Annotated in this window: 28 protein-coding genes; 15 read left to right on the top strand and 13 right to left on the bottom strand. The window is 61.9% G+C overall.

Annotated elements, in window-relative coordinates; translation table 11 throughout:
- Positions 1–33: 33 nt before the first annotated feature.
- On the top strand, positions 34–591 hold the full coding sequence (locus FJD34_RS24865; RefSeq protein WP_090292576.1) for a DNA-3-methyladenine glycosylase I: 558 nt from the start codon (positions 34–36) through the stop codon (positions 589–591).
- A gap of 41 nt (positions 592–632) precedes the next feature.
- On the top strand, positions 633–1,520 hold the full coding sequence (locus tag FJD34_RS24860; RefSeq protein WP_032857144.1) for a lysophospholipid acyltransferase: 888 nt from the start codon (positions 633–635) through the stop codon (positions 1,518–1,520).
- Between the two features lie 58 nt (positions 1,521–1,578).
- On the opposite strand, the gene FJD34_RS24855 is transcribed toward FJD34_RS24860, so the two are convergent.
- The 5 genes from FJD34_RS24855 to def are packed head-to-tail and all read right to left on the bottom strand — an operon-like array spanning position 1,579 to position 6,130.
- Positions 1,579–1,890: a hypothetical protein gene (locus tag FJD34_RS24855; RefSeq protein ID WP_032857142.1), complete on the bottom strand. Its 312-nt coding sequence runs from the start codon at positions 1,888–1,890 to the stop codon at positions 1,579–1,581.
- Between the two features lie 18 nt (positions 1,891–1,908).
- Complete coding sequence (gene trkA, locus FJD34_RS24850; protein ID WP_032857141.1) at positions 1,909–3,282, bottom strand: Trk system potassium transporter TrkA; 1,374 nt, start codon at positions 3,280–3,282, stop codon at positions 1,909–1,911.
- A gap of 23 nt (positions 3,283–3,305) precedes the next feature.
- A complete protein-coding gene (gene rsmB, locus FJD34_RS24845) occupies positions 3,306–4,616 on the bottom strand; it encodes a 16S rRNA (cytosine(967)-C(5))-methyltransferase RsmB (protein ID WP_090292578.1) in 1,311 nt (436 codons plus the stop codon).
- Complete coding sequence (gene fmt / locus FJD34_RS24840; RefSeq protein ID WP_090292580.1) at positions 4,616–5,566, bottom strand: methionyl-tRNA formyltransferase; 951 nt, start codon at positions 5,564–5,566, stop codon at positions 4,616–4,618. The genes rsmB and fmt overlap by 1 nt, the downstream gene beginning before the upstream one ends.
- A 57-nt stretch (positions 5,567–5,623) precedes the next feature.
- Complete coding sequence (def, locus tag FJD34_RS24835) at positions 5,624–6,130, bottom strand: peptide deformylase (RefSeq protein WP_032857135.1); 507 nt, start codon at positions 6,128–6,130, stop codon at positions 5,624–5,626.
- 267 nt (positions 6,131–6,397) lie between these two features.
- Here def and dprA point away from each other — a divergent pair, with 267 nt between their 5' ends.
- Together dprA and FJD34_RS24825 are read left to right on the top strand one after the other, a co-directional pair.
- Positions 6,398–7,492, top strand: coding sequence for a DNA-processing protein DprA (gene dprA / locus FJD34_RS24830; RefSeq protein ID WP_032857134.1), 1,095 nt, complete (start codon positions 6,398–6,400; stop codon positions 7,490–7,492).
- Between the two features lie 54 nt (positions 7,493–7,546).
- Positions 7,547–8,104, top strand: coding sequence for an L-threonylcarbamoyladenylate synthase (locus tag FJD34_RS24825; RefSeq protein ID WP_090292582.1), 558 nt, complete (start codon positions 7,547–7,549; stop codon positions 8,102–8,104).
- A gap of 104 nt (positions 8,105–8,208) precedes the next feature.
- On the opposite strand, the gene FJD34_RS24820 is transcribed toward FJD34_RS24825, so the two are convergent.
- Positions 8,209–9,186: an NADPH:quinone reductase gene (locus tag FJD34_RS24820; protein WP_032857132.1), complete on the bottom strand. Its 978-nt coding sequence runs from the start codon at positions 9,184–9,186 to the stop codon at positions 8,209–8,211.
- A gap of 160 nt (positions 9,187–9,346) precedes the next feature.
- On the opposite strand from FJD34_RS24820, the gene hemF reads away from it, so the two are divergent.
- A complete protein-coding gene (hemF, locus tag FJD34_RS24815) occupies positions 9,347–10,279 on the top strand; it encodes an oxygen-dependent coproporphyrinogen oxidase (RefSeq protein ID WP_032857131.1) in 933 nt (310 codons plus the stop codon).
- Positions 10,279–11,103 (top strand): shikimate dehydrogenase, encoded by an 825-nt coding sequence (aroE, locus tag FJD34_RS24810; protein ID WP_090292583.1) that lies wholly within the window; start codon positions 10,279–10,281, stop codon positions 11,101–11,103. Before hemF ends, aroE begins: the two co-directional genes overlap by 1 nt.
- Before the next feature lie 108 nt (positions 11,104–11,211).
- Here aroE and FJD34_RS24805 read toward each other — a convergent pair whose 3' ends face one another.
- The 3 genes from FJD34_RS24805 to betC form a co-directional block, all read right to left on the bottom strand.
- Positions 11,212–12,774, bottom strand: a complete 1,563-nt coding sequence (locus FJD34_RS24805) for a SulP family inorganic anion transporter (RefSeq protein ID WP_032857129.1) — start codon at positions 12,772–12,774, stop codon at positions 11,212–11,214.
- Positions 12,775–12,901: 127 nt separating this feature from the next.
- Positions 12,902–13,819, bottom strand: a complete 918-nt coding sequence (gene choX, locus FJD34_RS24800; protein WP_032857128.1) for a choline ABC transporter substrate-binding protein — start codon at positions 13,817–13,819, stop codon at positions 12,902–12,904.
- A gap of 19 nt (positions 13,820–13,838) precedes the next feature.
- The gene (gene betC, locus FJD34_RS24795) at positions 13,839–15,353 is read right to left on the bottom strand and encodes a choline-sulfatase (protein WP_065942470.1); all 1,515 of its coding nucleotides are present in this window, start codon (positions 15,351–15,353) and stop codon (positions 13,839–13,841) included.
- A gap of 103 nt (positions 15,354–15,456) precedes the next feature.
- Here betC and FJD34_RS24790 point away from each other — a divergent pair, with 103 nt between their 5' ends.
- The 6 genes from FJD34_RS24790 (at position 15,457) to FJD34_RS24765 (ending at position 21,143) form a co-directional block, all read left to right on the top strand.
- Complete coding sequence (locus FJD34_RS24790) at positions 15,457–16,407, top strand: choline sulfate utilization transcriptional regulator (protein ID WP_090292586.1); 951 nt, start codon at positions 15,457–15,459, stop codon at positions 16,405–16,407.
- 31 nt (positions 16,408–16,438) lie between these two features.
- Positions 16,439–16,765: a DOPA 4,5-dioxygenase family protein gene (locus tag FJD34_RS24785; protein ID WP_032857125.1), complete on the top strand. Its 327-nt coding sequence runs from the start codon at positions 16,439–16,441 to the stop codon at positions 16,763–16,765.
- A gap of 162 nt (positions 16,766–16,927) precedes the next feature.
- Positions 16,928–17,893, top strand: coding sequence for a 2-dehydro-3-deoxygalactonokinase (locus FJD34_RS24780; RefSeq protein WP_090292588.1), 966 nt, complete (start codon positions 16,928–16,930; stop codon positions 17,891–17,893).
- 1 nt (position 17,894) lies between these two features.
- Positions 17,895–18,515: a 2-dehydro-3-deoxy-6-phosphogalactonate aldolase gene (locus FJD34_RS24775; protein ID WP_090292589.1), complete on the top strand. Its 621-nt coding sequence runs from the start codon at positions 17,895–17,897 to the stop codon at positions 18,513–18,515.
- 46 nt (positions 18,516–18,561) lie between these two features.
- Positions 18,562–19,710 carry a galactonate dehydratase gene (gene dgoD, locus FJD34_RS24770; protein WP_032857121.1) on the top strand — a complete coding sequence of 383 codons (1,149 nt, stop codon included), beginning with the start codon at positions 18,562–18,564 and terminating at the stop codon, positions 19,708–19,710.
- A 116-nt stretch (positions 19,711–19,826) separates the two neighbouring features.
- Positions 19,827–21,143, top strand: a complete 1,317-nt coding sequence (locus FJD34_RS24765; protein WP_065942467.1) for an MFS transporter — start codon at positions 19,827–19,829, stop codon at positions 21,141–21,143.
- Between the two features lie 117 nt (positions 21,144–21,260).
- Here FJD34_RS24765 and trpA read toward each other — a convergent pair whose 3' ends face one another.
- Both trpA and trpB read right to left on the bottom strand, forming a co-directional pair.
- Positions 21,261–22,070: a tryptophan synthase subunit alpha gene (gene trpA / locus FJD34_RS24760; RefSeq protein WP_090292591.1), complete on the bottom strand. Its 810-nt coding sequence runs from the start codon at positions 22,068–22,070 to the stop codon at positions 21,261–21,263.
- Positions 22,070–23,296, bottom strand: a complete 1,227-nt coding sequence (gene trpB, locus FJD34_RS24755) for a tryptophan synthase subunit beta (protein ID WP_032857117.1) — start codon at positions 23,294–23,296, stop codon at positions 22,070–22,072. Before trpB ends, trpA begins: the two co-directional genes overlap by 1 nt.
- Positions 23,297–23,405: 109 nt before the next feature.
- On the opposite strand from trpB, the gene FJD34_RS24750 reads away from it, so the two are divergent.
- Entirely contained in the window at positions 23,406–24,302 is an 897-nt protein-coding gene (locus FJD34_RS24750) for a LysR family transcriptional regulator (protein WP_032857115.1), read from the top strand.
- Here the strand turns inward: FJD34_RS24750 and FJD34_RS24745 are convergent.
- On the bottom strand, positions 24,299–24,625 hold the full coding sequence (locus FJD34_RS24745; RefSeq protein WP_003170746.1) for an ElaB/YgaM/YqjD family protein: 327 nt from the start codon (positions 24,623–24,625) through the stop codon (positions 24,299–24,301). The two genes, FJD34_RS24750 and FJD34_RS24745, sit on opposite strands and share 4 nt — an antisense overlap.
- Positions 24,626–24,780: 155 nt before the next feature.
- Here FJD34_RS24745 and FJD34_RS24740 point away from each other — a divergent pair, with 155 nt between their 5' ends.
- A complete protein-coding gene (locus FJD34_RS24740; RefSeq protein WP_032857113.1) occupies positions 24,781–24,996 on the top strand; it encodes a dodecin in 216 nt (71 codons plus the stop codon).
- A gap of 114 nt (positions 24,997–25,110) precedes the next feature.
- Entirely contained in the window at positions 25,111–25,335 is a 225-nt protein-coding gene (locus tag FJD34_RS24735; RefSeq protein ID WP_032857111.1) for a DUF1161 domain-containing protein, read from the top strand.
- A gap of 58 nt (positions 25,336–25,393) precedes the next feature.
- On the opposite strand, the gene FJD34_RS24730 is transcribed toward FJD34_RS24735, so the two are convergent.
- The gene (locus FJD34_RS24730; protein WP_090292593.1) at positions 25,394–26,395 is read right to left on the bottom strand and encodes an LLM class flavin-dependent oxidoreductase; all 1,002 of its coding nucleotides are present in this window, start codon (positions 26,393–26,395) and stop codon (positions 25,394–25,396) included.
- Between the last annotated feature and the right edge of the window lie 103 nt (positions 26,396–26,498).

The raw sequence follows: 26,498 nt of genomic DNA, 5'->3' as shown, positions 1-26,498 counted from the left end.
CGATTCGGCCCTGCCACCACTCCCTGGAGCCTTATGCCACGCTGCTTTTGGTGTTCTGAAGATCCGCTGTACATGGCTTATCACGATCAGGAGTGGGGAACGCCGCTGCGCGATGCGCAGGGTTTGTTTGAACTGCTTTTGCTCGAAGGGTTCCAGGCAGGCCTGTCCTGGATCACCGTTTTACGCAAACGCGAGCATTATCGGAAGGTCTTGTTTGGTTTTGATGCACAGCGTCTGGCGCAACTGACTGACGCCGAGATCGAAGCATTGATGCTCGATCCGGGCATCGTGCGCAACCGTCTCAAGCTCAACGCCACCCGGCGCAATGCCGCGGCCTGGCTGGCGCTAGAGGACCCGGTGGGGTTGCTCTGGTCGTTTGTCGGCGGCGTGCCCAAGGTCAACCATTTCAAGGACCGCAGCGAAGTCCCGGCGATTACGCTACAGGCTGAGGCCATGAGCAAAGCCCTCAAGAAAGCCGGCTTCACGTTCGTCGGGCCGACCATCTGCTACGCGTTCATGCAGGCCTCGGGCATGGTCATGGACCACACTCAGGACTGCGACCGTTACGCGGACTTGGTCAACGCCGGGTAGAATGGCGCACTTTGCGCACCGCACAACATCAGGAGTGACCTGTGGAAAAGTTAAAAGGCGCCTTGCTGGTAGGCGCTCTTCGGTTGTTTGCCTTGCTGCCCTGGCGCGCCGTCCAGGCGGTGGGCACGGCCATCGGCTGGATCATGTGGAAAACCCCCAACCGCTCCCGCGACACGGTGCGGATCAACCTCTCCAAGTGTTTCCCGGACATGGACCCGGCCGAGCGCGAGCGCCTGGTGGGCCAGAGCCTGATGGATATCGGCAAGTCCCTGACCGAAAGTGCCTGCGCCTGGATCTGGCCGGCCCAGCGCTCCATCGACCTGGTGCGCGAAGTCGAAGGCCTGGAGGTCCTGCATGAGGCGTTGGCTTCGGGCAAAGGTGTGGTGGGCATCACCAGTCACCTGGGCAACTGGGAAGTGTTGAACCACTTCTATTGCAGCCAGTGCAAACCGATCATTTTCTATCGTCCGCCCAAGCTCAAGGCGGTGGACGAACTGTTGCGCAAACAGCGTGTGCAATTGGGCAACCGTGTGGCGGCGTCCACCAAGGAAGGCATCCTCAGTGTGATCAAGGAAGTCCGCAAGGGCGGCCAGGTGGGGATCCCCGCTGACCCGGAACCGGCAGAGTCGGCCGGAATCTTCGTACCGTTCTTTGCCACCCAGGCGCTGACCAGCAAATTCGTGCCGAACATGCTCGCGGGTCATAAGGCGGTGGGTGTGTTCCTGCATGCCCTGCGGCTGCCGGATGGCTCGGGCTACAAAGTGATCCTGGAAGCGGCGCCGGAAGATATGTACAGCACCGACACGGCCACGTCCTGCGCGGCGATGAGCAAGGTGGTGGAACGTTATGTCGGGGCGTACCCGAGCCAGTACATGTGGAGCATGAAACGCTTCAAGAAACGCCCGCCGGGCGAGGCGCGGTGGTACTGATTCAAGGTCGACACAAAACCAATGTGGGAGCGGGCTTGCTCCCACATTTTGATTTTGGTTAAGCCAGGCGATCGAGTTTTTTCAGGAACACCGTCATCTCTTTTTCGGCCTGCTTGTCGCCATGGGCCAGGGCCGCTGCAATCCCCTGCTCCCACGCCAGCCGCGCCGCAGCGTTATCACCCAAACCCGCATGCGCCTTGCCCAACAGCTTCCACGCCGCCGAATACTTCGGATCGAACTCGACGCATTTTTGCAAATGCTCAGCCGCTTTGGCGTTGTCTTTCAGGTCCAGGTAACCCTTGCCCAAACCAAAGCGCAGCAGTGAGTTATCCACACCCTTGGCGAGCATTTTTTCCAGGGATTCGAGCATTTCAATCACTCCGTTTGATCAGAAGAAGCTCAACCCCACGTGGAACAGCTTCTCCACATCGCGGATATGTTTCTTATCCACCAGGAACAGAATCACATGGTCCCCTGTGGCGATTACCGTGTCGTCATGGGCGATGATCACTTCTTCATCCCGAATGATCGCGCCAATGGTGGTGCCCGGTGGCAAGCCAATATCGCGAATCGCCCGGCCGATCACCTTGCTCGACTTCGAGTCGCCATGGGCAATCGCTTCGATGGCTTCCGCCGCGCCTCGGCGCAGTGAGTGCACGCTGACGATATCGCCGCGCCGCACGTGGGCCAGCAAGGTGCCGATGGTCGCCAATTGCGGGCTGATGGCGATGTCGATGTCACCGCCCTGGATCAGGTCCACATAGGCCGGGTTGTTGATGATGGTCATCACCTTCTTGGCCCCCAGCCGCTTGGCCAGCAGCGACGACATGATGTTGGCTTCGTCGTCGTTGGTCAGGGCCAGGAAGATATCGGCGTCGGCGATGTTTTCTTCCATCAGCAGGTCGCGGTCCGAGGCGCTGCCTTGCAGGACCACGGTGCTGTCGAGGGTATCGGACAGATAGCGGCAGCGTGCCGGGTTCATCTCGATGATCTTCACCTGGTAGCGGCTTTCGATGGCCTCGGCCAGGCGCTCGCCAATCTGCCCGCCGCCCGCGATGACGATGCGCTTGTAGCTCTCGTCGAGCCGGCGCATTTCACTCATCACTGCACGAATATTGGCCTTGGCGGCGATGAAGAATACTTCGTCGTCGGCTTCGATCACCGTGTCGCCCTGGGGCAGGATCGGCCGGTCGCGGCGGAAAATCGCGGCCACACGGGTATCTACGTTGGGCATGTGTTCGCGCAGTTGGCGCAATTGCTGGCCGACCAGCGGGCCGCCGTAGTAAGCCTTGACCGCGACCAGTTGCGCCTTGCCTTCGGCGAAGTCGATCACCTGTAGCGCGCCGGGGATTTCGATCAGGCGCTTGATGTAGTGAGTGACCACTTGCTCCGGGCTGATCAGCACGTCTACCGGAATCGCGTCGTTGTCGAACAGGCCGGCGCGGGTCAGGTAGGCCGCTTCACGCACCCGGGCGATCTTGGTCGGGGTGTGGAACAGTGTATGGGCGACCTGGCAGGCGACCATGTTGGTCTCGTCGCTGTTGGTTACCGCCACCAGCATGTCGGCGTCATCGGCGCCGGCCTGGCGCAATACGGTCGGAAACGAGGCCCGCCCCTGCACCGTACGGATATCCAGGCGGTCGCCCAGGCTTCGCAGGCGTTCGGCATCGGTGTCGACCACGGTAATGTCGTTGGCTTCACCGGCCAAGTGCTCGGCCAGCGTGCCGCCAACCTGCCCTGCTCCGAGGATGATGATCTTCATCCGTTCACTCCCTTAAAAACCATTCAACCGCGTGCAGCGGCAATCTTGATCAGCTTGGCGTAATAGAAGCCATCGTGCCCGCCTTCCTGCGCCAGCAACTGGCGGCCATGGGGCTGCTTGATGCCGGCTGTGGTGGCGATGTCCAACTCCCGTGCGCCGCTGGTGCGGGCGAGGAAGGCTTGGATCACCTCGGTGTTCTCGGTCGGCAACGTCGAGCAGGTGGCGTAGAGCAGGATGCCACCGACTTCCAGCGTCGGCCACAACGCGTCCAGCAACTCGCCTTGCAGTACGGCCAGGGCGGCGATGTCATCGGGTTGGCGGGTCAGTTTGATATCCGGATGGCGGCGGATCACGCCGGTGGCAGAGCACGGTGCGTCGAGCAGGATGCGCTGGAACGGTTTGCCATCCCACCAGGTGGCGGTGTCGCGACCGTCGGCGGCAATCAACTCGGCTTCCAGGCCCAGGCGTGCGAGGTTTTCGCGCACACGCACCAGGCGCTTGGCTTCCAGATCCACGGCAACCACGCCGGCCAGGCCCGGCTGGACTTCCATGATGTGGCAGGTCTTGCCGCCAGGCGCACAGCAGGCGTCCAGCACCCGTTGGCCCGGCGCCAGGTCGAGCAGGTCGGCGGCCAGTTGCGCGGCTTCGTCCTGCACGCTTATCCAGCCTTCGGCAAAGCCTGGCAGGCTGCGTACATCACCTGCCGTTTCGAGCACGATACCGTCCTGGCTGTACACACAGGCGCTGGCATTGATGCCGGCATTTGCCAGCAGCGTGAGATAGGTATCGCGGCTGCTGTGGCGGCGATTGACCCGCAGAATCATTGGCGGGTGGGCGTTGTTGGCAGCGCAGATGGCTTCCCACTGCTCTGGCCAGAACGCCTTGAGGGATTTTTGCAGCCAGCGTGGGTGCGCGGTGCGCACTACCGGGTCGTGCTCCAGTTCGGCCAGCAGGGCTTCGCTTTCACGCTGGGCGCGGCGTAACACAGCGTTGAGCAGGGCCTTGGCCCAGGGCTTTTTCAGCTTGTCGGCGCAGCCCACGGTTTCACCGATGGCGGCGTGGGCCGGCACGCGGCTGTAGAGCAGTTGGTAAAGCCCCACCAGCAGCAACGCCTCGACGTCGGCATCGGCGGCCTTGAACGGCTTTTGCAGCAACTTGGCGGCCAGGGCCGACAAACGCGGCTGCCAACGCGCGGTGCCAAATGCCAGGTCCTGGGTGAAACCGCGATCACGGTCTTCGACTTTATCCAGTTGCACCGGCAGCGAACTGTTCAGGGAAGCCTTGCCATTGAGCACGGCGGCCAGGGCCTTGGCGGCGGCCAAACGCGGGTTCATCAAGCGTCCACTCCAAGGATGATGCCGGGGGCAAATTTCTCACGACGGCTGTTGAACAAATCGCTGAAGTTCAGCGCCTTGCCGCCAGGCAATTGCAGACGGGTCAGACACAAGGCCTGCTCCCCGCACGCTACCAGCAGGCCATCCTTGCTGGCACCGATGATTTCACCGGGCGCGCCATGGCCTTCGGCCAGGTTGGCGGCGAGGACTTTCAGCGCTTCGCCATTGAGGGTGCTGTGGCAGATCGGCCACGGGTTGAAGGCACGTACCAGGCGCTCCAGCTCAACGGCCGGGCGGCGCCAGTCGATGCGCGCTTCGTCCTTGTTCAGCTTGTGGGCGTAGGTGGCGAGGCTGTCGTCCTGCACTTGGCCTTCCAAGGTGCCGGCAGCGAGGCCGGCAATCGCCTGGATCACCGCAGGCGGGCCCATCTCGGCCAGGCGGTCATGCAGGCTGCCGCCGGTGTCTTGAGCCGTGATTGGCGTGGTGACTTTAAGCAGCATCGGGCCCGTGTCCAGGCCGGCCTCCATGCGCATTACCGTCACGCCGCTTTCGGCGTCACCGGCTTGCACCGCACGTTGGATCGGTGCGGCGCCGCGCCAGCGTGGCAGCAGCGAGGCGTGGCTGTTGATGCAGCCCAGGCGTGGAATATCCAGCACCGCTTGCGGCAGGATCAGGCCGTACGCCACCACTACCAGCAAGTCAGGCTTCAGCGCGGCCAGTTCAGCCTGGGCCTCTGCATTACGCAGTGTCGGCGGCTGCAGCACGGTAATGCCGTTCTCCAAGGCCAGTTGCTTGACCGGGCTGGGCATCAGTTTTTGCCCACGGCCGGCCGGCCGATCCGGCTGGGTGTACACCGCGACGATTTCATAAGGGCTGGCAAGCAGGGCCTTGAGGTGTTCGGCGGCAAATTCGGGGGTGCCGGCAAAAACGATGCGCAGTGGCTCGGTCATGGGAAACGTCTCACAAAAGAAAAAGGCTTGCCGGAGCAAGCCTTTGAAAGAAGGGAATCAAGCTTGCTGGCGATGCTTCTTTTCCAGTTTCTTCTTGATCCGGTCGCGTTTGAGCGTGGACAGGTAATCGACAAACAGCTTGCCGTTGAGGTGGTCACACTCATGCTGGATACACACCGCCAGCAGGCCTTCGGCAATCAGCTCGAATGGCTTGCCGTCGCGGTCCAGGGCCTTGATCTTGACGCGCAGCGGGCGTTCGACGTTCTCGTAGAACTCCGGCACCGACAGGCAACCTTCCTGGTACTCGCCCATCTCTTCGGTCAACGGCTCGAACTCGGGGTTGATGTACACCATCGGTTCGCTGCGGTCTTCGGACAGGTCCATGACCACCACGCGCAGGTGCACGTTGACCTGGGTCGCGGCAAGGCCGATGCCCGGGGCTTCATACATTGTTTCAAACATGTCATCGACCAACTGACGAACCTTGTCGTCCACTACGGCCACCGGTTTGGCGATAGTGCGCAGGCGCGAGTCCGGGAATTCGAGGATGTTCAAAATAGCCATAAGCGTAATTGCTGCACATGTGAGGTAAAGGCAAATCGGCGTCGGGGTACAACCCGCATGGCCGGTGTGAAACGCTCGCAAGCCGCGAAGGCCAAGGCATTTCACGCGAACGCACATAATAAAGGAGATTGCCCCCGTGAGGAAATCGCTACTCGTCTTCAAAACGTGCCGCCAGGTTGGGCGGCAATAACCAGTTGCAATAATTAGCCTGCTAAAGAAGTTACCAACAGAGTTATCCACAGCTTGTTCCTGATCAAGGATGATCATATGTCAGTAATCCAGACCCCGGATATTTCCCCTGCCGAGCTCGAAGCCCGTCTGCGTTTGCACCGCATGCCGGAGCTGGGTCCCAGGCGTTTCAAAACATTGATCGAAGCCTTTGGCTGCGCCTCGAAAGCCATCGGCGCCCCAGCCAGTGCCTGGCGTTCGCTGGGGTTGCCGGCAGCCTGCGCCGAGGCCCGGCGCAGTGCGCAAGTGCGCGATGGCGCCAGCGTTGCATTGGCCTGGCTAGAGCGTCCGGCCCAACATTTGCTGATGTGGGACCAGCCCGACTACCCGGCGTTGCTGGCCGAGTTGGACGACGCGCCACCGTTGTTATTCGTGGCCGGAACCCCCGCCATCCTGGAAAAACCGCAGTTGGCCATGGTTGGCAGCCGACGTGCGTCCAGGCCCGGAATGGATACGGCGGCGGCCTTTTCCCGCAGCCTGGCGAGTGCCGGTTTTGTCATCACCAGCGGCCTGGCCCTGGGCATTGATGGGGCGGCCCACCAAGCGGCATTAGATGTCGGTGGTCAGACAATCGGGGTGTTGGGCACTGGCCTGGAAAATTTTTATCCACAGCGTCACCGACGGCTTGCCGAGGCGATGATTGCCCAGGGCAGCGCGGTGGTTTCCGAGTTCCCACTGGACGCCGGTCCCCAGGCCGGTAACTTCCCACGGCGCAACCGCATTATCAGTGGCTTGTCCCTGGGCGTGCTGGTGGTAGAGGCCAGTGTTGCCAGTGGTTCGCTGATCACCGCACGGCTGGCCGCCGAACAGGGGCGCGAGGTGTATGCAATACCGGGGTCGATTCATCATCCCGGCGCCAGAGGCTGCCATCAATTGATCCGCGATGGCGCAGTGCTGGTGGAAACCATCGAACACATCCTTGAAGGATTGCGCGGTTGGCAGGCGTTATCGCGGCCTGCGCCAATGGCGGTGACCCATCCGCTGGTGGCGCTGTTGCACGCCGCGCCCCAGACCAGCGAAGGCTTGGCCATTGCCAGTGGCCAGACCTTGTCCCAGGTGTTGGCGAGCCTCACCGAACTGGAGCTTGCGGGCCGGGTGATCTGCGAAAGTGGCCGCTGGTTTGCGCGCAGTTAGGTTTTGTAACGAAGATCGGTAAACTGCGCAGAGCTTTAGTCCGGAGAGTAAGTAATGGTCAACAGGTGGCGTGTGCAACAAGCCGCACGAGAGGTTCGCGCAGGCGCGGTGATTGCCTATCCGACCGAGGCCGTGTGGGGCCTGGGCTGCGATCCGTGGAACGAGGACGCGGTGGATCGTTTGCTGGCGATCAAGGGTCGCTCGGTGGACAAGGGCTTGATCCTGATCGCTGACAATATCCGGCAATTCGACTTTCTGTTCGAAGACTTCCCGGACACCTGGATCGACCGCATGGCCAGTACCTGGCCTGGGCCCAATACCTGGCTGGTGCCTCACCAGGACTTATTGCCTGAATGGATTACCGGTGTGCATGACACGGTGGCATTGCGGGTCAGTGATCATCCGCTGGTGCGCGATTTGTGCTCGCTGGTGGGGCCGCTGATTTCCACCTCTGCCAACCCACAAGGCCGACCGGCGGCGCGTTCGCGGATCCGGGTGGAGCAGTATTTCCGTGGTCAGGTGGATCTGGTGTTGGGTGGCAGCCTGGGTGGGCGCAAGAACCCGAGTTTGATTCGGGATCTGGCAACGGGCGAGGTGCGGCGCCCGTCTTGAGACCGCGGTGCAGCCATCGCGGGCAAGCCCGCTCCCACATTCGAGCGCATTCCCATGTTGGAAATCGGGCGAATGTGGGAGCGGTCTGCCAAACAACCGAGATCTTATGGCAAGAGAATGGTCGACCCAGTGGTCCGCCGCCCCGACAACTCCACCTGCGCCTTCGCCGCCTCTGCCAACGAATAACGCTGGTTGATATCAATCCGCACCTTGCCACTTTCGATCATGGCAAACAGGTCATCGGCCATGGCCTGCAGGTTCTGCGGATTGTTGGCGTAGGTCGCCAGCGTCGGCCGGGTCACGTACAGCGAGCCTTTCGCCGCCAGAATCCCCAGGTTAACCCCGTCCACCGCGCCCGACGCATTGCCGAAACTCACCAGCAGGCCACGGGGCGCGACGCTGTCCAGTGAGGCGAGCCAGGTGTCCTTGCCCACGCCGTCATACACCACCGGGCACTTCTTGCCGTCGGTCAGCTCCAGCACGCGCTGTGGGACATTTTCATGGCTGTAGTCGATGGTTTCCCAGGCGCCGAGGGATTTGGCCAAGGCGGCTTTTTCCGGCGAACTGACCGTGCCGATCAGCTTCACGCCCAGGGCCTTGGCCCATTGGCAGGCCAGGGAGCCGACGCCACCGGCAGCGGCGTGGAACAGAATGGTTTCACCGCCTTTGAGTTCATAGGTCTGGCGCAACAGGTATTGCACCGTCAGGCCCTTGAGCATGGCGCCAGCGGCCTGTTCGAAGCTGATCGCGTCTGGCAGATGCACCAGGTTGGCCGCGGGTAGCACATGCAGTTCGCTATAGGCACCCAGTGGGCCGCTGCCGTAGGCCACGCGGTCGCCGACCTTGAACTGCGTGACTTCGCTGCCCACCGCATCCACCACGCCAGCACCTTCGGCGCCCAGGCCCGAGGGCAAGGCCGGTGGTGCATACAGGCCGCTGCGGTAATAGGTGTCGATAAAATTCAGGCCAATGGCCTTGTTGCGCACACGGACCTGTTGCGGGCCCGGTTCTGCCGGCGTGTAGTCCACATACTCAAGTACTTCGGGGCCGCCGTGGGCGCTGAACTGGATACGTCTGGCCATCTGCTCTGTCCTCAAGTCAATTTCGTGAAGGGCTCCTATCGGACTCCTATGCTTGATCTTCGTCAACTGTGGCAGCGCCCGGCGCGGTGGTATCCTGTGCGCCCCTTTGCCGCCGACGCCCAATGGCCTCGCGTAGCTTTGCCCGATTCAAGGTGATGCCATGACTACCCGCACCGAGGCTGTAAAAGCCTACCTGCTCGACCTGCAAGACCGCATTTGCAGCGCCCTGGAAACCTTCGAGACGCATACCCGCTTTATCGAAGACGCCTGGACCCGGCCTGCCGGTGGCGGCGGTCGCACCCGTGTGATCGAAAATGGCGCGGTGATCGAGAAAGGCGGCGTCAACTTTTCCCACGTGTTCGGCAGCGGTCTGCCACCGTCCGCCAGCGCCCACCGCCCGGAACTCGCCGGACGCGGTTTTGAAGCCCTCGGCGTATCGCTGGTGATCCACCCGCATAACCCACATGTGCCGACGTCCCACGCCAATGTGCGATTTTTCATCGCCGAGAAGGAAGGTGAAGAACCGGTGTGGTGGTTCGGTGGCGGCTTCGACCTGACGCCCTACTACGGCAACGAAGAGGACTGCATCCACTGGCACCGCGTGGCCGAGCAGGCCTGCGCGCCGTTCGGTGCAGACGTTTACCCACGCTACAAGGCCTGGTGCGACAGCTACTTCCACATCAAGCATCGCAACGAGCCCCGTGGTATCGGCGGCCTGTTCTTCGATGACTTGAACGAATGGGACTTCGACACCTGCTTCGCCTTCATACGTGCCATTGGCGATGCCTACATCGACGCCTACCTGCCGATCGTCCAGCGCCGTCAAGCGATGGCCTACACCGAGGAGCAGCGCCAGTTCCAGGAGTTCCGCCGGGGTCGCTATGTGGAATTCAACCTGGTCTACGACCGTGGCACGCTGTTTGGCCTGCAGTCGGGTGGGCGTACCGAGTCGATCCTGATGTCGCTGCCACCGCAAGTGCGCTGGAGCTATGACTGGAAGGCTACCGCCGGCAGCGAAGAAGCCCGCCTGACCGACTACTTCCTGCAAGACCGTGACTGGCTCGGCCTTGCTGCGCCCCAGGTGGCCAGCTGATGGATCGTTATGTGGTGTTCGGCAACCCCATCGGTCACAGCAAGTCGCCGCTGATTCATCGCCTGTTTGCCGAGCAGACCGGTGAGGCGTTGGACTACAGCACGTTGCTGGCGCCACTGGAGGATTTCACCGGCTGCGCTCGCGAATTTTTCCAGCAAGGGCGCGGCGCCAACGTCACCGTACCGTTCAAGGAAGAAGCCTATCGCCTGGCCAATGCCCTGACCGAGCGCGCCCAGCGTGCCGGCGCGGTGAACACCCTGAGCAAGCTGGCCGATGGCAGCCTGTTGGGCGATAACACCGATGGCGCCGGCCTGGTACGCGACCTGACCGTCAATGCCGGCCTGAGCCTGGCGGGCAAGCGCATCCTGCTGCTCGGCGCCGGTGGCGCGGTGCGCGGAGCACTGGAGCCACTGCTGGCGCAACAACCCGCTTCGCTGATCATCGCCAACCGCACCGTGGAAAAAGCCGAGCTGCTGGCCGAGCTGTTCGACGACTTGGGGCCGGTGTCCGCCAGCGGTTTTGATTGGCTGAGTGAGCCGGTGGACCTGATCATCAATGCCACCTCGGCCAGTCTGTCAGGCGATGTACCGCCGATTGCCAGTAGCTTGATCGAACCAGGCAAGACCTTTTGCTACGACATGATGTACGCCAAGGAGCCGACCGCATTCTGCCGCTGGGCCACAGGGCACGGCGCCGTGGTGGCGATGGACGGCTTGGGCATGCTGGTGGAGCAGGCGGCGGAAGCCTTCTATCTGTGGCGTGGCGTGCGGCCGGATTCGGCGCCGGTGCTGGCTGAACTGCGCAAACTACTGGCGGCTAACTAATTCTAATGTGGGAGCTGGCTTGCCTGCGATAGCGGTGGGTCAGCGCCGGATGTGCCAACTGATACACCGCTATCGCAGGCAAGCCAGCTCCTACAGTGTTTGACCGTGTCAGTCTTCGAAATGGATCGGGCACTTGTCGGCCCCTTCCAGTTTCTTCAACTCCTCGACCACCTGCGGCCGCGCCCGGCGCAACGTCAGGCTACGCCCCAACCCGCGCAACCGGCGTGCTTCCTGGTGCAGCATCTCCACCCCGGAATAGTCGATAAAGTTGATCTGCTGCGCCTCGATCACCACCCGCTGGCCTTGCAGGCGCTGCAAGCGCACTTGCAGGTAATGGCTGGCGCCAAAGAAAATCGAGCCGCCGACCCGCAACACATCGTCTTCACCGTCACGCAACTGCTGGACCCGCGGCTGCGACGTCCGCTTGAGGTAGAAAAACAGCGACGCCAGCACCCCGGCATAGATCGCCGTTTGCAACTCCAGCAGCAGCGTGGCCAGGCAGGTCAGGCCCATCACCACACACTCTGCCCGGCTGACCCGCCACAACGCGCGGATGCCGCGATGATCCACCAGGCCCCAGCAGATCAACAGGATGCTGGCGGCCATGCTCGGGATTGGAATGTGCGCAATCAACGTCGCGCCGAACAGCGCAAACAGCGCGACCCACAATGCCGAAAATACCCCCGCCAGCGGCGAACAGGCGCCCGCCTCATAACTCAGGCCCGAGCGGGTGAAGGAACCGGCCGACAGGTAGCCCGAGAAAAATCCGCCGACGATGTTGGATAAGCCTTGGGCACGCACTTCCTGATTGGCGTCGAGCAATTGCTGCGAACGCGCCGACAGCGAGCGGGCAATCGACAGGCTGGTCACCAGCCCCAGCATGCCCACCGCCACGGCACTGGGCAGCAGGCGCAGGATCATGTCCACATCCAGCGGCAATGGGCTGAACGGCGGCAGTTGGCCGACAAACGCACTGACCCGCGCCACATGCCCGAACATCGCCGGCCACAACCACGCCGCCAGGCTGCCCAGGACCAGCGCAATCAGCAGGCTCGGCCAGCGCGGCGCCCAGTATTTGAGCAGCACGCCCACCAGCAAGGTGCCGAGCCCAAGGGCCAGTGAGGGGCGATCCCACTCGCCGCCGTGGTCGATCAACGCCAGCAGGCTGTTGAACGCCGTGCCCTGGCTGGGCAGGTCCAGCCCCATCAGGTTGGGTAATTGGCCCAGGGCAATGACCACCGCAGCGCCGAGGGTGAAGCCGAGCACGACGGAATGGGAGACGAAATTGACCAATGCGCCAAAGCGCAGCATGCCCAATAGCCATTGGAAGACCCCGGCCAGAAACGTCAGCAGCAGGATCAGGGTGATGTAGTCCTGGGAGCCGGGCACCGCCAGCGGACTGATACTGGCGTAGAGCACAATGGAAATCGCTGCCGTCGGGCCGCAGATCAGATGCCAGGACGAGCCCCACAGGCAGGCAATCAGCACCGGGATGATCGCTGCATACAGGCCGTATTCGGGAGGCAGGCCGGCGATCAGGGCATAGGCGATCGATTGCGGCAAGGCCAGCACCGCGCCGCTGAGGCCGACCAGCGCATCCCGGCTGACGCTGGCGCGGGTCTGGCGTGGTAGCCAGCGCAGGAATGGGAGCAGAGTGTGGGGCCGGGACATGGATCGCTCGAAATACTGTAGGAGCGAGCTTGCTCGCGAAGATGGGTAACGATAACGCGGGTTGTCTGAAAAAACGCGGCGTTTTCGAGTGCTTCGCCGGCAAGCCGGCCCCTACAGGGGATGGGTTTTAGAGTTTGGCTTTGACCGCCGCCAATGCGTCCTGGCCATCGAGGGTTTGAACCCCCTCCAGCCACGTGTCCAATACCGCCGGGTTGGCCTTGATCCACGCCTTCGCCGCTTCGCTATTGCTGACCTTGTTGTTCACCACCTCGGCCATGATGCTGTTCTCCATGTCCTGGGTAAATTTAAGGTTGGTCAGCAGTCTGGCCACATTCGGGCAGGCCTGTGCATAACCTTTGCGCGTCAGGGTGTACACGCTGCCGGTGTCGCCGAAGTATTTTTCCCCGCCCTTGAGGTAACGCATCTTCAGTTGCACGTTCATTGGGTGCGGTGTCCAGCCGAGGAAGGTGACGAAGCGCTCGCGCTTCACCGCCCGGGAGACTTCGGCGAGCATCGCCTGTTCGCTGGACTCGATCAGTTTCCACTGCCCCAGCTCAAAGTCGTTTTTCTTGATGATTTCGTGCAGCGAGAGATTGGCCGGCGCGCCGGAGCCAATGCCATAGATCTTCTTGTCGAACTTGTCGGCAAATTTACTCAGGTCGGCAAAGTCATGCACTCCGGCTTCCCACACATAGTCCGGCACCGCGAGGGTGAACTCTGTGCCTTCGAGGTTCTTGGCCAGTTGCACCACATCGCCATTGGCCACGAACTTGTCGTAGAAACCCTGCTGCGCCGGCATCCAGTTGCCCATAAACACATCCACCTGGCCGTCCTTGAGCCCACCAAAGGTAATCGGCACCGCCAGGGTGTCGACCTTGGCCTTGTAACCCATGCCGTTCAATAAAAAGCCGGTAATGGCATTGGTGGCGGCAATGTCGCTCCAACCCGGATCGGCCATCTTCACCGTCTCGCAATGGGCGTCGGCATACACCTGGGTAGCACTTAACAACAGTACGGCACTCACGGCTGTGGATAACTTTTGCATGGCCTTCCCCTCATTGGTTTTATTGGTTTTGGCAGGGTTGTGGATAACGTGCCTTGCGCTCCAGATCATCGAGGTCGATGTGGTTGCGCATGTATTGCTGGCTGGCGTCGACCAGTGGCTGGTGGTCCCAGCTCTTGAGTTTGCCCACCGCCAGCGCCTGGCTGACCAGGCGACGGCGGCGTTGGCTGGCGAGCACCTGCTGGTGGATCGCCGGGATGTCCCATTTGGCCCGTGCTTCAGCCAGGAACGCCTCAAACAGAGGGCGATGCTGTGCTGACTGGCTGAGTTCTTCCTGTTCACGCGGGTCGTTATGCACATCGAACAGCAGGCACGGATCATCCTCGCTGTAGATGAATTTGTAGGCGCCCCGGCGAATCATCATCAGCGGCCCGATGGTGCCTTCGGCCATGTATTCGCCGAACACTTCGTCATGCCCGCCCTGCCCCAGCAAGTGCGGGACCAGCGAGCGGCCGTCCAGGGGCAGGTGGGCGTCCAGTTCGCCGCCGGCCAGTTCCACCAGGGTCGGCAACAGGTCGGCGGTGGACACGGCCGCACTCACCCGCCCGGCCGAAAATTGCCCCGGCGCACTGACCAGCAGCGGCACCCGCGCGGCCATTTCAAACCAGTGCATTTTGTACCAGAGCCCGCGTTCGCCGAGCATGTCGCCGTGGTCGCCGGAGAACACAATGATGGTGTCTTCCGCCAGGCCAGTGTCCTGCAGGGTTTGCAAGAGTTTGCCGACGTTGCTGTCGATATAGCTGCATGCCCCGAAGTAGGCACGCCGCGCATCGCGGATCTTATCCACAGGCAGCGGTTTGTCCCACAGGTCGTAGACTTTGAGCAGGCGCTGGGAATGCGGGTCCAGGTCCGCCTGGGCCGGCGTTGTAGGCATCGGGATGTCGTCATCGTCGTACAGATCCCAGAACGGCTTGGGAATGGTGTACGGGTCGTGGGGATGAGTCATGGAAACTGTAAGGCAGAACGGCTGGTCGCCGTCCTCGCGAATATGGTCGAACAGGTACTGCTGGGCCTTGAACACCACCTCTTCGTCGAAATCCAGCTGGTTGGTGCGCACGCACGGGCCGGCTTGCAGCACCGACGACATGTTGTGATACCAGGTGGGGCGCACATCCGGCTCGTCCCAGTTCACCGCCCAGCCATAGTCGGCGGGGTAGATATCGCTGGTGAGGCGCTCTTCATAGCCGTGCAGCTGGTCCGGCCCGCAGAAATGCATCTTGCCCGACAGCGCCGTGCGATAGCCGAGGCGACGCAGGTAGTGGGCGTAGGTCGGTACATCGGCGGGGAAATCCGCCGCATTGTCGTAGGCACCGATCTTGCTCGGCAACTGGCCGCTGACCAGGGTAAAACGCGACGGCGCACACAGTGGGCTGTTGCAGTACGCGGCATCGAACACCACGCCTTGGGCGGCGAGGCGGCTCAGGTTCGGCAGCTTGATCGGCGAAGGACCGTAGAAGGGCAGCAACGGCGCGGCCATTTGATCGGCCATGATGAAAAGAATGTTCTTGCGCTTCATGGTTTCGCAGCATTCCATAGTCAATGTTTATGCGATTGAGCATGCGGGCCATGGAAAACGTGGTAAAGCCCATGAAAAGCAATGTCTAGGATAAGTGCCGCTTATGTATGAAACCCTGGGAAACCTGTCGCTGGACCTGCTGCGGGCCTTTGAAGCCGCCGCCCGCCATCGCAGCTTCACGGCGGCGGCGATGGAGTTGGGCACCACCCAGCCGGCCGTCAGCCAGCAGATCAAGCGCCTGGAGGAACAACTGGCGGTGCGTCTGTTTGACCGTATCTACCGAGGCATCGAATTGACGGATGCAGGCGTGTTGCTGTTCGAACACGTCCAGGCCGGCTTGCAGAGCATCAACACGGGCCTGAGCACGATCACCCAACAGGATCAGCACGAAGTGCTGCAAGTGGCCACCGACTTTGCCTTCGCCGCCTATTGGTTGATGCCGCGCCTGCATCGCTTTCACGAAGCCAACCCGCAGGTGGATGTGAGCCTGGTCACCAGCGAGCGCAATCACGCGACCTTGCGCAGCGATATCGACGTGGCGGTGCTGTTTGGTGACGGTCGCTTCAAGCAGGGCGACAGCCAGTGGCTGTTCAACGAAGAAGTGTTTCCGGTGTGCAGCCCGCAACTGCTCAAGGGCCGCACCGCGCCGTTGTCGTTGCAGAGCCTGCAAGCGTTGCCGTTGCTGCACCTGCGCCAGGAGAACAACAGTCAGTGGTTCGACTGGAGCGGCGTATTTCGCGAACTGGGGATCAGCGCCGCGCCGACCCCGGGGCCGCTGCGCTTCGACAATTACACGCTGCTGATCCAGGCGGCGATTGCCGGCCAGGGCGTGGCCATCGGCTGGCGCCACCTGGTGGATAACCTGTTGGAGCAAAAGTGGCTGTGCCGCCCGATTGGCGACACGGTGATCTCGCGCTTTGGGTATTACGTGGTATTGCCCCAGCGTAAGCGGCGCGGACAGTTGATCGAGCGGTTTGTCGACTGGCTGGTGGCCGAGCAGGCCAGCAGCGCGCAATCGCTGGCCGGGCTGGCCCTGCCGTCGATTGAGGTCTAGGATCGGCCGATCAACGAGCCCGGAGCCAGTCATGCAACGTATCAAGGGCTATCACGCCCACATCTACTTCGACGCCAGCACGATCGACCAGGCGCGCAAGCTTTGTGAAAGCGCGGCGGCCATCTTCCCGGTGCGCATGGGGCGCATGCATGAGCGTCCGGTGGGCCCGCATCCGGACTGGAGCTGCCAGCTGGCGTTCGATCCCCAATACATCGGCGTGGCGCTGCCGTGGCTGGCGCTCAATCGCAACGGGCTGGTGGTGTTCTTGCACCCCGATACCGGTGATGACCTGAAGGACCACACCGACTACGCGATCTGGATGGGCGCGATGCGGCCCTTGGATCTGTCGATTTTTTAAGCCGTTTCTGTCAGCGAATCCCCACGTTCATGTGCGATGAAAAGCACGATGGCGTGGGGATTTTCTTTGTGTTGTTCCACTATATGGGATTGATATTTATATATTGAGATATTCATGGCCTTAGGTTTATAGTCGGCCCTCTGCAACATTTCAGGTGAAGCGATGCCGGCGCAATTGATCGCGCTCGATTGGGGAACCAGTTCCCTTCGTGCCTACAAACTCGGCTCTGGTGGCCAGGTCCTCGAACAGCGTTCGCTGGCGTCGGGGATCATGCATTTACCCAGTGAACCGCGGCTGATTGCCGGTGTTCACAGCAGCAACGGTTTTGAACTGGCCTTCGATGCGGCCTGCGGCGACTGGCTCGACGCCCAGCCCGATCTGCCGGTGATTGCCTGCGGCATGGTCGGCAGCGCCCAGGGTTGGAGCGAAGCGGCCTATCGCAATACGCCTGTCGACGTCTCCAGCCTGGGCCAGGCGCTGCACAAGGTGCGTAGCCTGCGCGGTGTCGATGTGCATATCGTGCCCGGCGTGATCGAGCAGGTCGGTTTGCCCAACGTGATGCGCGGCGAAGAAACCCAGGTGCTCGGCGTGCTGCAAAACCTGCCGGCCAGCGGTGAGTTATTGATCGGCTTGCCCGGCAGCCATTCCAAGTGGGTCGAGGTGGTCGACGGCTGCATCACCCACTTCGACACGTTTATGACTGGTGAGCTGTTCGCGGTGTTGAGCAAGCACAGCATTCTCGGACGTACGCAAAAGATTGCCGGGCAGTTCCAGGCCGACGCCTTTGATCGAGGCGTGCGTGTGGCGCTGTCACAGGATGGCCAGCGCGGTGTGCTGTCGACGCTATTCAGCGCGCGCACCCTGGGACTGACCGCCGAACTGGCCCCCGAGCAGCAGCCGGATTACCTCTCCGGCTTGCTGATCGGCCATGAACTGGCCGGCTTGCCCGACCGTTCCCGCAACACGCCGATCATTTTGGTAGGCGCCAGCGCCCTCTGTGCCCGTTATCAACGCGCCCTCGCCCTGTGTGGTTTCAGCCAAGTCAGCCTCGCGCAAGAAGCGACCGAGCGCGGCCTCTGGCAATTGGCGCTGGCCGCCGGGCTCACTCAACCTGCAATCGAGGCCTGACATGCTCAAGCAAGCACTCACACACAACGGTTTGATCGCAATCCTGCGGGGCCTGCGCCCGGATGAGGCCGCAGCTGTCGGCCAAGTGTTGTACCAGGCCGGGTTCCGGGTGATCGAAGTGCCGCTCAACTCGCCCGATCCCTACACCAGCATCCGCATCTTGCGTGAGACCTTGCCTGCCGATTGCCTGATCGGGGCCGGCACCGTGCTGACGCCGGGACAGGTCGGACAGGTGAAGGCGGCCGGTGGCCAGGTCATCGTCATGCCGCACAGCGATGCCAAGGTGCTGCGCGCCGCAAAAGCTGCGGGCCTGTACCTGTCGCCCGGTGTTGCGACACCGACCGAAGCCTTTGCCGCCCTGGCCGAAGGTGCCGATGTGCTGAAGCTGTTCCCGGCCGAGCAAATGGGCCCGGCAGTGATCAAGGCCTGGCTGGCGGTGTTGCCGGCCGGCACGGTGTTGCTGCCGGTAGGCGGGATAACCCCGGACAACATGCAGGTCTTCGTCGACGCCGGGGCCAAGGGTTTTGGCTTGGGCTCCGGGCTGTTCAAGCCTGGCATGACGGTCGATCAGGTGGCGAGCCGTGCCCAGGCTTATGTCGCTGCCTGGAACGCCTTGAACTGAGTGTGCCTGGCACCCAGGCGCTGCATCCGACAAGAGAGACAAGAAGATGAAAATCACCAAACTGACCACCTTTATCGTGCCGCCGCGCTGGTGCTTCCTCAAAGTGGAAACCGACCAGGGCGTGACCGGTTGGGGTGAGCCTGTGGTTGAAGGCCGCGCCCACACCGTAGCGGCGGCGGTCGAGGAACTGTCCGACTACTTGATCGGCAAAGACCCACGCAATATCGAAGATATCTGGACGGTGCTCTATCGCGGCGGCTTCTACCGTGGCGGCGCGATTCATATGAGTGCTCTCGCTGGCATCGACCAGGCGCTGTGGGACATCAAGGGCAAGGCCCTCGGTGTGTCGGTCAGCGACCTGCTGGGCGGCCAGGTGCGGGACAAGATCCGCGTCTATTCGTGGATCGGCGGCGACCGTCCGGCCGACACTGCCCGCGCGGCCAAGGAAGCCGTGGCCCGTGGGTTTACGGCGGTGAAGATGAACGGCACCGAAGAGCTGCAGTTTCTCGACACCTTTGACAAGGTTGACCAAGCCCTGGCCAATGTCGCCGCCGTGCGCGATGCGGTCGGCCCGAATGTCGGCATCGGCGTGGACTTCCACGGCCGGGTCCACAAGCCTATGGCCAAGGTGCTGATGAAAGAGCTGGACCCGTACAAGCTGATGTTTATCGAAGAACCGGTACTGAGCGAAAACTACGAAGCGCTCAAGGAGCTGGCACCTTTGACCAGCACCCCGATTGCCCTGGGTGAGCGGCTGTTCTCGCGCTGGGATTTCAAGCGCGTGCTCAGTGAAGGTTACGTCGACATCATCCAGCCGGATGCGTCCCACGCCGGGGGCATCACCGAAACCCGCAAGATCGCCAACATGGCCGAGGCCTACGACGTGGCCCTGGCCCTGCACTGCCCGCTGGGGCCGATTGCCCTGGCGGCGTGCCTGCAACTGGACGCGGTTTGCTACAACGCGTTTATCCAGGAACAAAGCCTGGGCATTCACTACAACGAGAGCAACGACTTGCTCGATTACGTACGCGACCCCGGTGTTTTCGACTACGACCAGGGTTTTGTGAAGATCCCCAACGGGCCGGGGCTGGGGATTGAGATCAACGAGGAATATGTGATTGAAAGGGCCGCCATCGGCCATCGCTGGCGCAACCCGATCTGGCGGCATGCCGATGGCAGCTTTGCCGAATGGTGATTTTTGCCTAATGGAACGCGGTCCGTGTGGGAGCGAGCAAGCCCGCTCCCACACGGAATACGGCTTCTTCAGTCAAATTGTTCAGACCTCAATAAACATAATAAGAGGCTCCCCCCATGCAACCTGAAACCCTCACCGGCCAGGCGTCTTTAGTCACGCCCAGCCGCAAGCGTTACTTCATCATGGTCCTGCTGTTTATCACGGTGGTGATCAACTACCTGGACCGCAGCAACCTGTCGATTGCCGCGCCGGCCCTGACCAGCGAGCTGGGCATCGACCCGGTGCATGTGGGGCTGATCTTCTCGGCGTTCGGCTGGACCTACGCCGCCATGCAAATCCCCGGCGGCTGGCTGGTGGACCGGGTGCCGCCGCGCATTCTCTACACCGTCGCCCTGCTGTTGTGGTCCATCGCCACAGTGATGCTGGGATTTGCCGCCAGCTTTATCGCTCTGTTCGTGCTGCGCATGGCAGTGGGGGCCCTGGAGGCGCCGGCCTATCCGATCAACAGCCGGGTGGTCACCAGTTGGTTTCCCGAGCGTGAGCGCGCGACGGCCATTGGCTTCTATACCTCCGGGCAGTTTGTCGGACTGGCGTTCCTCACCCCCGTCCTGGCCTGGTTGCAGCACCACTATGGCTGGCACATGGTGTTTATCAGCACGGGGGCGGTGGGCATCTTGTGGGCGGTGGTCTGGTACGCGGTCTACCGTGAGCCTCGGGACTTCAAGGGCATCAACAGTGCGGAAATCGAGCTGATCCGCGACGGCGGCGGGCTGGTGGACCTCAGCGCTCAAGTGGCCAAGCGCAAGACGCCGTTCAGTTGGGTCGACCTGGGCATCGTTCTGACTAAACGCAAGCTGTGGGGCATCTACCTGGGCCAGTTCTGCCTGAACTCGACCCTGTGGTTTTTCCTGACATGGTTCCCGACCTACCTGGTGAAATATCGCGGCATGGACTTCATCAAGTCCGGCCTGCTCGCCTCGTTGCCGTTCCTTGCGGCGTTTGTCGGTGTGTTGTGTTCCGGGCTGTTTTCCGACTGGCTGATCCGCCGTGGTGCCTCGGTAGGTTTTGCGCGCAAGTTGCCGATCATCAGCGGCTTGCTGATCTCCACGGCGATCATCGGCGCCAACTTCGTCGACTCGACGCCGTTGGTGATTGCGTTCCTCGCGGTGGCGTTTTTCGGCAACGGCCTGGCCTCGATCACCTGGTCGCTGGTCTCGACCCTGGCGCCGGCGCGGTTGTTGGGATTAACGGGTGGGGTGTTCAACTTCATCGGCAATCTGGCGGCGATCACCACGCCCATCGTGATTGGCTTTCTGGCCACGGGCGATTCGTTTGCGCCGGCGATTACCTACATTGCAGTGCTGGCGCTGCTGGGGGCGCTGTCCTACATATTGCTGGTGGGCAAGGTCGAACGTATCGAACTGAAGGAATAAATCTGTTGTAGGAGCGAGCTTGCTCGCGAAAAACGTCAAGACACCGCGTTCATCCAGGATGCCCGCGTTATCGTTGACGGTCTTCGCGAGCAAGCTCGCTCCTACAAGGGGTGGGGATTATTTACGGGCGTTGCGTACACCTTCCGACAAGGCTGCGCACAGACTCAGCACCCCATCAATTGCTTGCTGGTCGTTGCTGGCATTGGCGATATGGTCGATCAGCGCTGAACCCACCACCACACCGTCCGCCAGGCGGGCGATGGCGGCGGCCTGTTCCGGGGTGCGGATGCCGAAGCCGATGCTGATCGGCAGGTCGGTATGGCGACGCAGACGGCCGACGGCCTCTTCCACGTGTTCCAGAGTGGCGGCACCGGCACCGGTCACACCGGCCACCGAGACGTAGTACACAAACCCCGAGCTGCCGTTGAGCACCGTGGGCAGGCGTGCATCGTCGGTGGTCGGCGTGGTCAGGCGGATAAAGTCGATACCGGCGGCCTGGGCCGGGTCGCACAGTTCGCTGTTATGTTCCGGCGGCATATCGACCACGATCAGGCCATCGACGCCGGCTTCTTTTGCGTCAGCGATAAATCGTGGCACGCCGTACATGTGGATCGGGTTGAAGTAGCCCATCAGCACCAGCGGCGTATCGCTATTGCCCTGGCGGAACTCGCGGACCATCTGCAGGGTTTTCACCAGGTTCTGCTTGGCGGTCAGCGCGCGGATGTTGGCCAGTTGGATGGCCGGGCCGTCGGCCATCGGATCGGTGAAGGGCATGCCCAGCTCGATCACATCGGCGCCGGCTGCCGGCAAGCCCTTGAGGATCGCCAGGGAGGTGTCATAACCCGGGTCGCCGGCAGTGACGAAGGTCACCAGGGCGGCGCGGTTTTGTTCCTTGAGTTGGGCAAAGCGGGTTTGCAGGCGGCTCATCAGTGTTTCTCCTGCTTGGCGGTTTCCATATGGTGCATCACGGTCTGCATGTCTTTGTCGCCACGACCCGACAGGTTGACCACCATCAGGTGATCCTTGGGCAGGGTGGGTGCGCGCTTGAACACTTCAGCCAGGGCGTGGGCGCTTTCCAGTGCAGGAATGATCCCTTCCAGGCGGCAGCATTTGTGAAAGGCGTCGAGGGCTTCGTCATCCGTCACCGAGGTGTACTGGACGCGGCCGATATCGTGCAACCAGGCGTGCTCCGGGCCGATGCCGGGGTAATCGAGGCCGGCGGAAATCGAGTGGGCGTCGATGATCTGGCCGTCGTCGTCCTGCAACAGGAAGGTACGGTTGCCGTGCAGCACACCCGGTACGCCGCCGTTGAGGCTGGCCGCGTGCTTGCCGGTTTCAATACCGTAGCCGGCCGCTTCGACGCCGATGATTTCGACACTGGTGTCATCGAGGAACGGGTGGAACAGGCCCATGGCGTTCGAGCCACCGCCGATGCACGCCACCAGGCTGTCCGGCAGGCGGCCTTCCTGGGCTTGCAACTGGTCGCGGGTTTCCTTGCCGATCACCGCCTGGAAATCGCGCACCATCGCAGGGTATGGGTGTGGCCCGGCCACGGTGCCAATCAGGTAGAAGGTGCTGTCGACGTTGGTCACCCAGTCGCGCAGGGCTTCGTTCATCGCATCCTTGAGGGTGCCGGTGCCGGCGACTACCGGGATCACTTCGGCGCCCAGCAGCTTCATGCGAAATACGTTGGCCTGTTGGCGCTCGATATCGGTGGTGCCCATGTAGATCACACATTGCAGGCCAAACCGCGCGGCGACGGTGGCGGTGGCCACGCCGTGCATGCCGGCGCCGGTCTCGGCGATGATGCGTTTCTTGCCCATGCGCCGTGCCAGCAGGATCTGGCCGATACAGTTGTTGATCTTGTGCGCGCCGGTGTGGTTCAGCTCTTCGCGCTTGAGGTAGATCTTGGCGCCGCCGCAGAATTCGGTCAGGCGTTCGGCGAAGTACAGCGGGCTTGGGCGTCCGACGTAATCGCGCTGGAAGTAGGCCAGCTCTTCGTTGAATGCCGGATCGATCTTCGCCGCTTCGTATTCGCGGGCCAGGTCGAGGATCAACGGCATCAGGGTTTCCGCCACGTAGCGGCCGCCGAACGCGCCAAACAGGCCGTTGGCGTCAGGGCCGTTGCGTAAATCGGTCTGGGACTGAGTCATGGGACGCTCCAGGAAGAAAGTGTGGGAGAGGCAATGACGGTCACTCTACCTCTGACGCTTGACCGTGAAAACCGATAAGATCGCCACAACCTGTCAGGAAAACTCACGGATGAACCGAGACCTTCCCCCGCTTAATGCCCTGCGCGCATTCGAAGCCACTGCCCGCCTCAACAGCGTCAGCCAGGCTGCCGAGCAATTGCACGTGACCCACGGCGCCGTCAGCCGACAACTGAAAGTGTTGGAAGAGCATCTTGGGTTGAGTCTTTTCGTCAAGGATGGGCGTGGCATTAAACTCACAGATGCAGGCGTGCGGCTGCGCGATGCCAGTTTCGAGGCGTTCGAGCGCCTGCGGGATGTGTGCGGGGAGTTGACCCAAAGCAGCGCCGACGCACCGTTCGTCCTCGGTTGTTCCGGCAGCCTGCTGGCGCGCTGGTTTATTCCGCGCCTGGGTCGCCTTAACGCCGATCTGCCGGATTTGCGCCTGCACCTGTCGGCGGGTGAAGGCGATCTTGACCCACGGCGTCCGGGCCTGGATGCCTTGCTGGTGTTCGCCGAGCCGCCATGGCCGGCGGATATGCAGGTCTACGAACTGGCCAGCGAGCGTATCGGCCCGGTAATGAGCCCACGTTTTGCTCATTACGAGGCGCTGCGCGAGGCGCCTGCGCAGGCGTTGCTGGGCGAGGCCTTGTTGCACACCACCTCACGCCCGCAAGCCTGGCCCAACTGGGCCCAGCACCATGGCATCGAGGCCGGCGCGTTGAAATACGGCCAGGGGTTTGAGCATTTGTATTATTTGCTGGAGGCGGCCGTGGCGGGCCTGGGGGTGGCGATTGCGCCGCAACCGCTGGTGGCGGAGGACTTGCGCGGCGGTCGCCTGGTGGCGCCGTGGGGATTCAGTGAAACCCCGGCGCACCTGGCGTTGTGGCTACCCAAGCGCGCCGCGGATGGGCGCGCCCGGCAACTGGCGCAGTGGCTCAAGACTGAGCTTGAGCGCCAGCCGGTTTAGTCACCGCGTTTGCACAGCAGGTAGGCCGCCAGCAGGCCCAGGGCGCCCACGGCAACGCCGGCGGTGGTCCAAGGGTGCTCCTGCGCATAGTCACGGGTGGCAACTCCGGTCTCGCGGATTTTCACTTTGCTTTCTTCGTAGGCATCGCTGATCAGGTGGCGGGAGTGCTTGAGGGCATTCTCGGCATTGCTTTTGAGGGCCTTCAGGGTTTTGCGCGACTCGTCCGATGCATCGTCCTTGAGGCTCTCAAGGGATTTGAGCAGGCTCGAAATCTCGGCTTCCATGCTTTCCAATGACGCTTTGCGTAAAGAGGTGTTGGCCATGTGGGCTCTCCTGGAGTGATTGAGTGGCATGTGTTGATTCCGACTCCGGGGCTTTCAGAAAGTGCAGTAAATCTGAACTTTCAAGTGAGAAGGGTCGCCAGAAGCAGTACGAAGAATCACTGCTAGGCTTTATTCAACGACCCAGGAGAACGCTCATGTCTGATCATCACACCTACAAGAAAGTCGAATTGGTGGGCTCCTCGCCTACCAGCATCGAGGACGCCATCAACAATGCCCTGGCCGAGGCCAGCAAGAGCATCAAGCACCTGGAATGGTTTGAGGTGACCGAAACCCGTGGCCACATCAAGGATGGCAAGGCCGCGCACTTTCAGGTGACCCTCAAGGTGGGCTTTCGTATTGCCAATAGTTGATAGGCTCGGTTGAACTTGCACGCTGGCCGATTGCCATAACCTGCGCTACACCTGTGGGCGCCGATGCCAAATGCGTCGGCGTACATTTTTTGATCAGCGCAAGGAAAGTAACGGATGAAAAAGCTTCTGTTAGCGGTAGGTTTGTTGAGCCTGGCGGGTACGGCCCTGGCGGCGGGCAAACCGTGTGGCGAACTGAAAAGCGAAATCGACGCCAAGATCCAGGCCAATGGCGCCTCCGGGTACACCCTGGAAATCGTGGATAAAGGCACTGCAACCAATGGCGAAGTGGTCGGCAGTTGCGAAGGTGGTACCAAGGAAATCGTCTACAACCGCGGGTGATCCCGTGTGCCAGACATAAAAACCGACGCCAGAGCGTCGGTTTTTTTGTGCCTGTGGGTCAGCCTTTCATCACTTGCGCCAGCAGCTCGTAGGAATGAATCCGATCAGCATGCTCGTACAAGTCACAGGTAAAGATCAGCTCATCGGCACCGGTCTGCTCGATCAGTACCTGCAGCTTGGCGCGAATCTTCGCCGGGCTTCCCACCATCGCCAAGCCCAGGAAACTGCCTACGGCATCTTTCTCATGGGGCAGCCACAGGCCGTCCATGCTGTCGACCGGCGGGCGCTGCACCAGGCTCTGCCCACGCATCAGCGCGAGAATTCGTTGGTAGACCGAGGTGGCCAGGTAATTGGCCTGCTCATCGGTATCGGCGGCCACCAGTGGTACACCGAGCATCACGTAGGGCTTGTCGAGGACAGCCGAAGGCTTGAAGTGATTGCGATAGACGCGAATCGCCTCATGCATCATGCGCGGTGCGAAATGGGAGGCGAAGGCGTAGGGCAAACCGCGCTCACCGGCCAGTTGGGCGCTGAACAGGCTTGAGCCGAGCAGCCACACCGGGACGTTGGTATCGGTGCCAGGCATCGCGATCACCCGTTGGTCGGGCGTGCGTGGACCCAGGTACGCCATGAGTTCGGCCACGTCTTCGGGGAAGTCATCGGCGCTGCCGGAGCGCTCGCGGCGCAGGGCGCGGGCGGTCATCTGGTCGGAGCCGGGCGCGCGCCCCAGGCCCAGGTCGATACGGCCAGGATAGAGGCTTTCCAGGGTGCCGAATTGCTCCGCAATCACCAGTGGCGCGTGGTTGGGCAGCATCACGCCGCCTGCACCGACGCGAATGGTCGAGGTGCCGCCGGCCAGGTAGCCGAGCAGTACCGAGGTCGCGGAGCTGGCGATGCCATCCATATTGTGGTGTTCGGCCACCCAGAAGCGGGTGTAGCCGAGTTTTTCCACGTGCTGGGCCAGGTCCAGGGAATTGCGCAGCGACTGCGCCGGGCTGCCATTGGCGCGCACCGGCACCAGGTCGAGGGTCGAGAACTTCACATCGGACAGTGGTTTCATAAGCCTGCTTCTCCTAAGGGCGCAGGCTTGTGACGAACCAAAACCTGCCGCTTCATGTGCATGCTCTATGCAATGAGGGCATATACCCGAGATTCAATAGCAC

It is taken from the genome of Pseudomonas brenneri, assembly GCF_007858285.1.
Taxonomy (GTDB): domain Bacteria; phylum Pseudomonadota; class Gammaproteobacteria; order Pseudomonadales; family Pseudomonadaceae; genus Aquipseudomonas; species Aquipseudomonas brenneri.
Note: the sequence above shows the minus strand (reverse complement) of the source record. Positions and strands in the feature narration are given on the sequence as shown.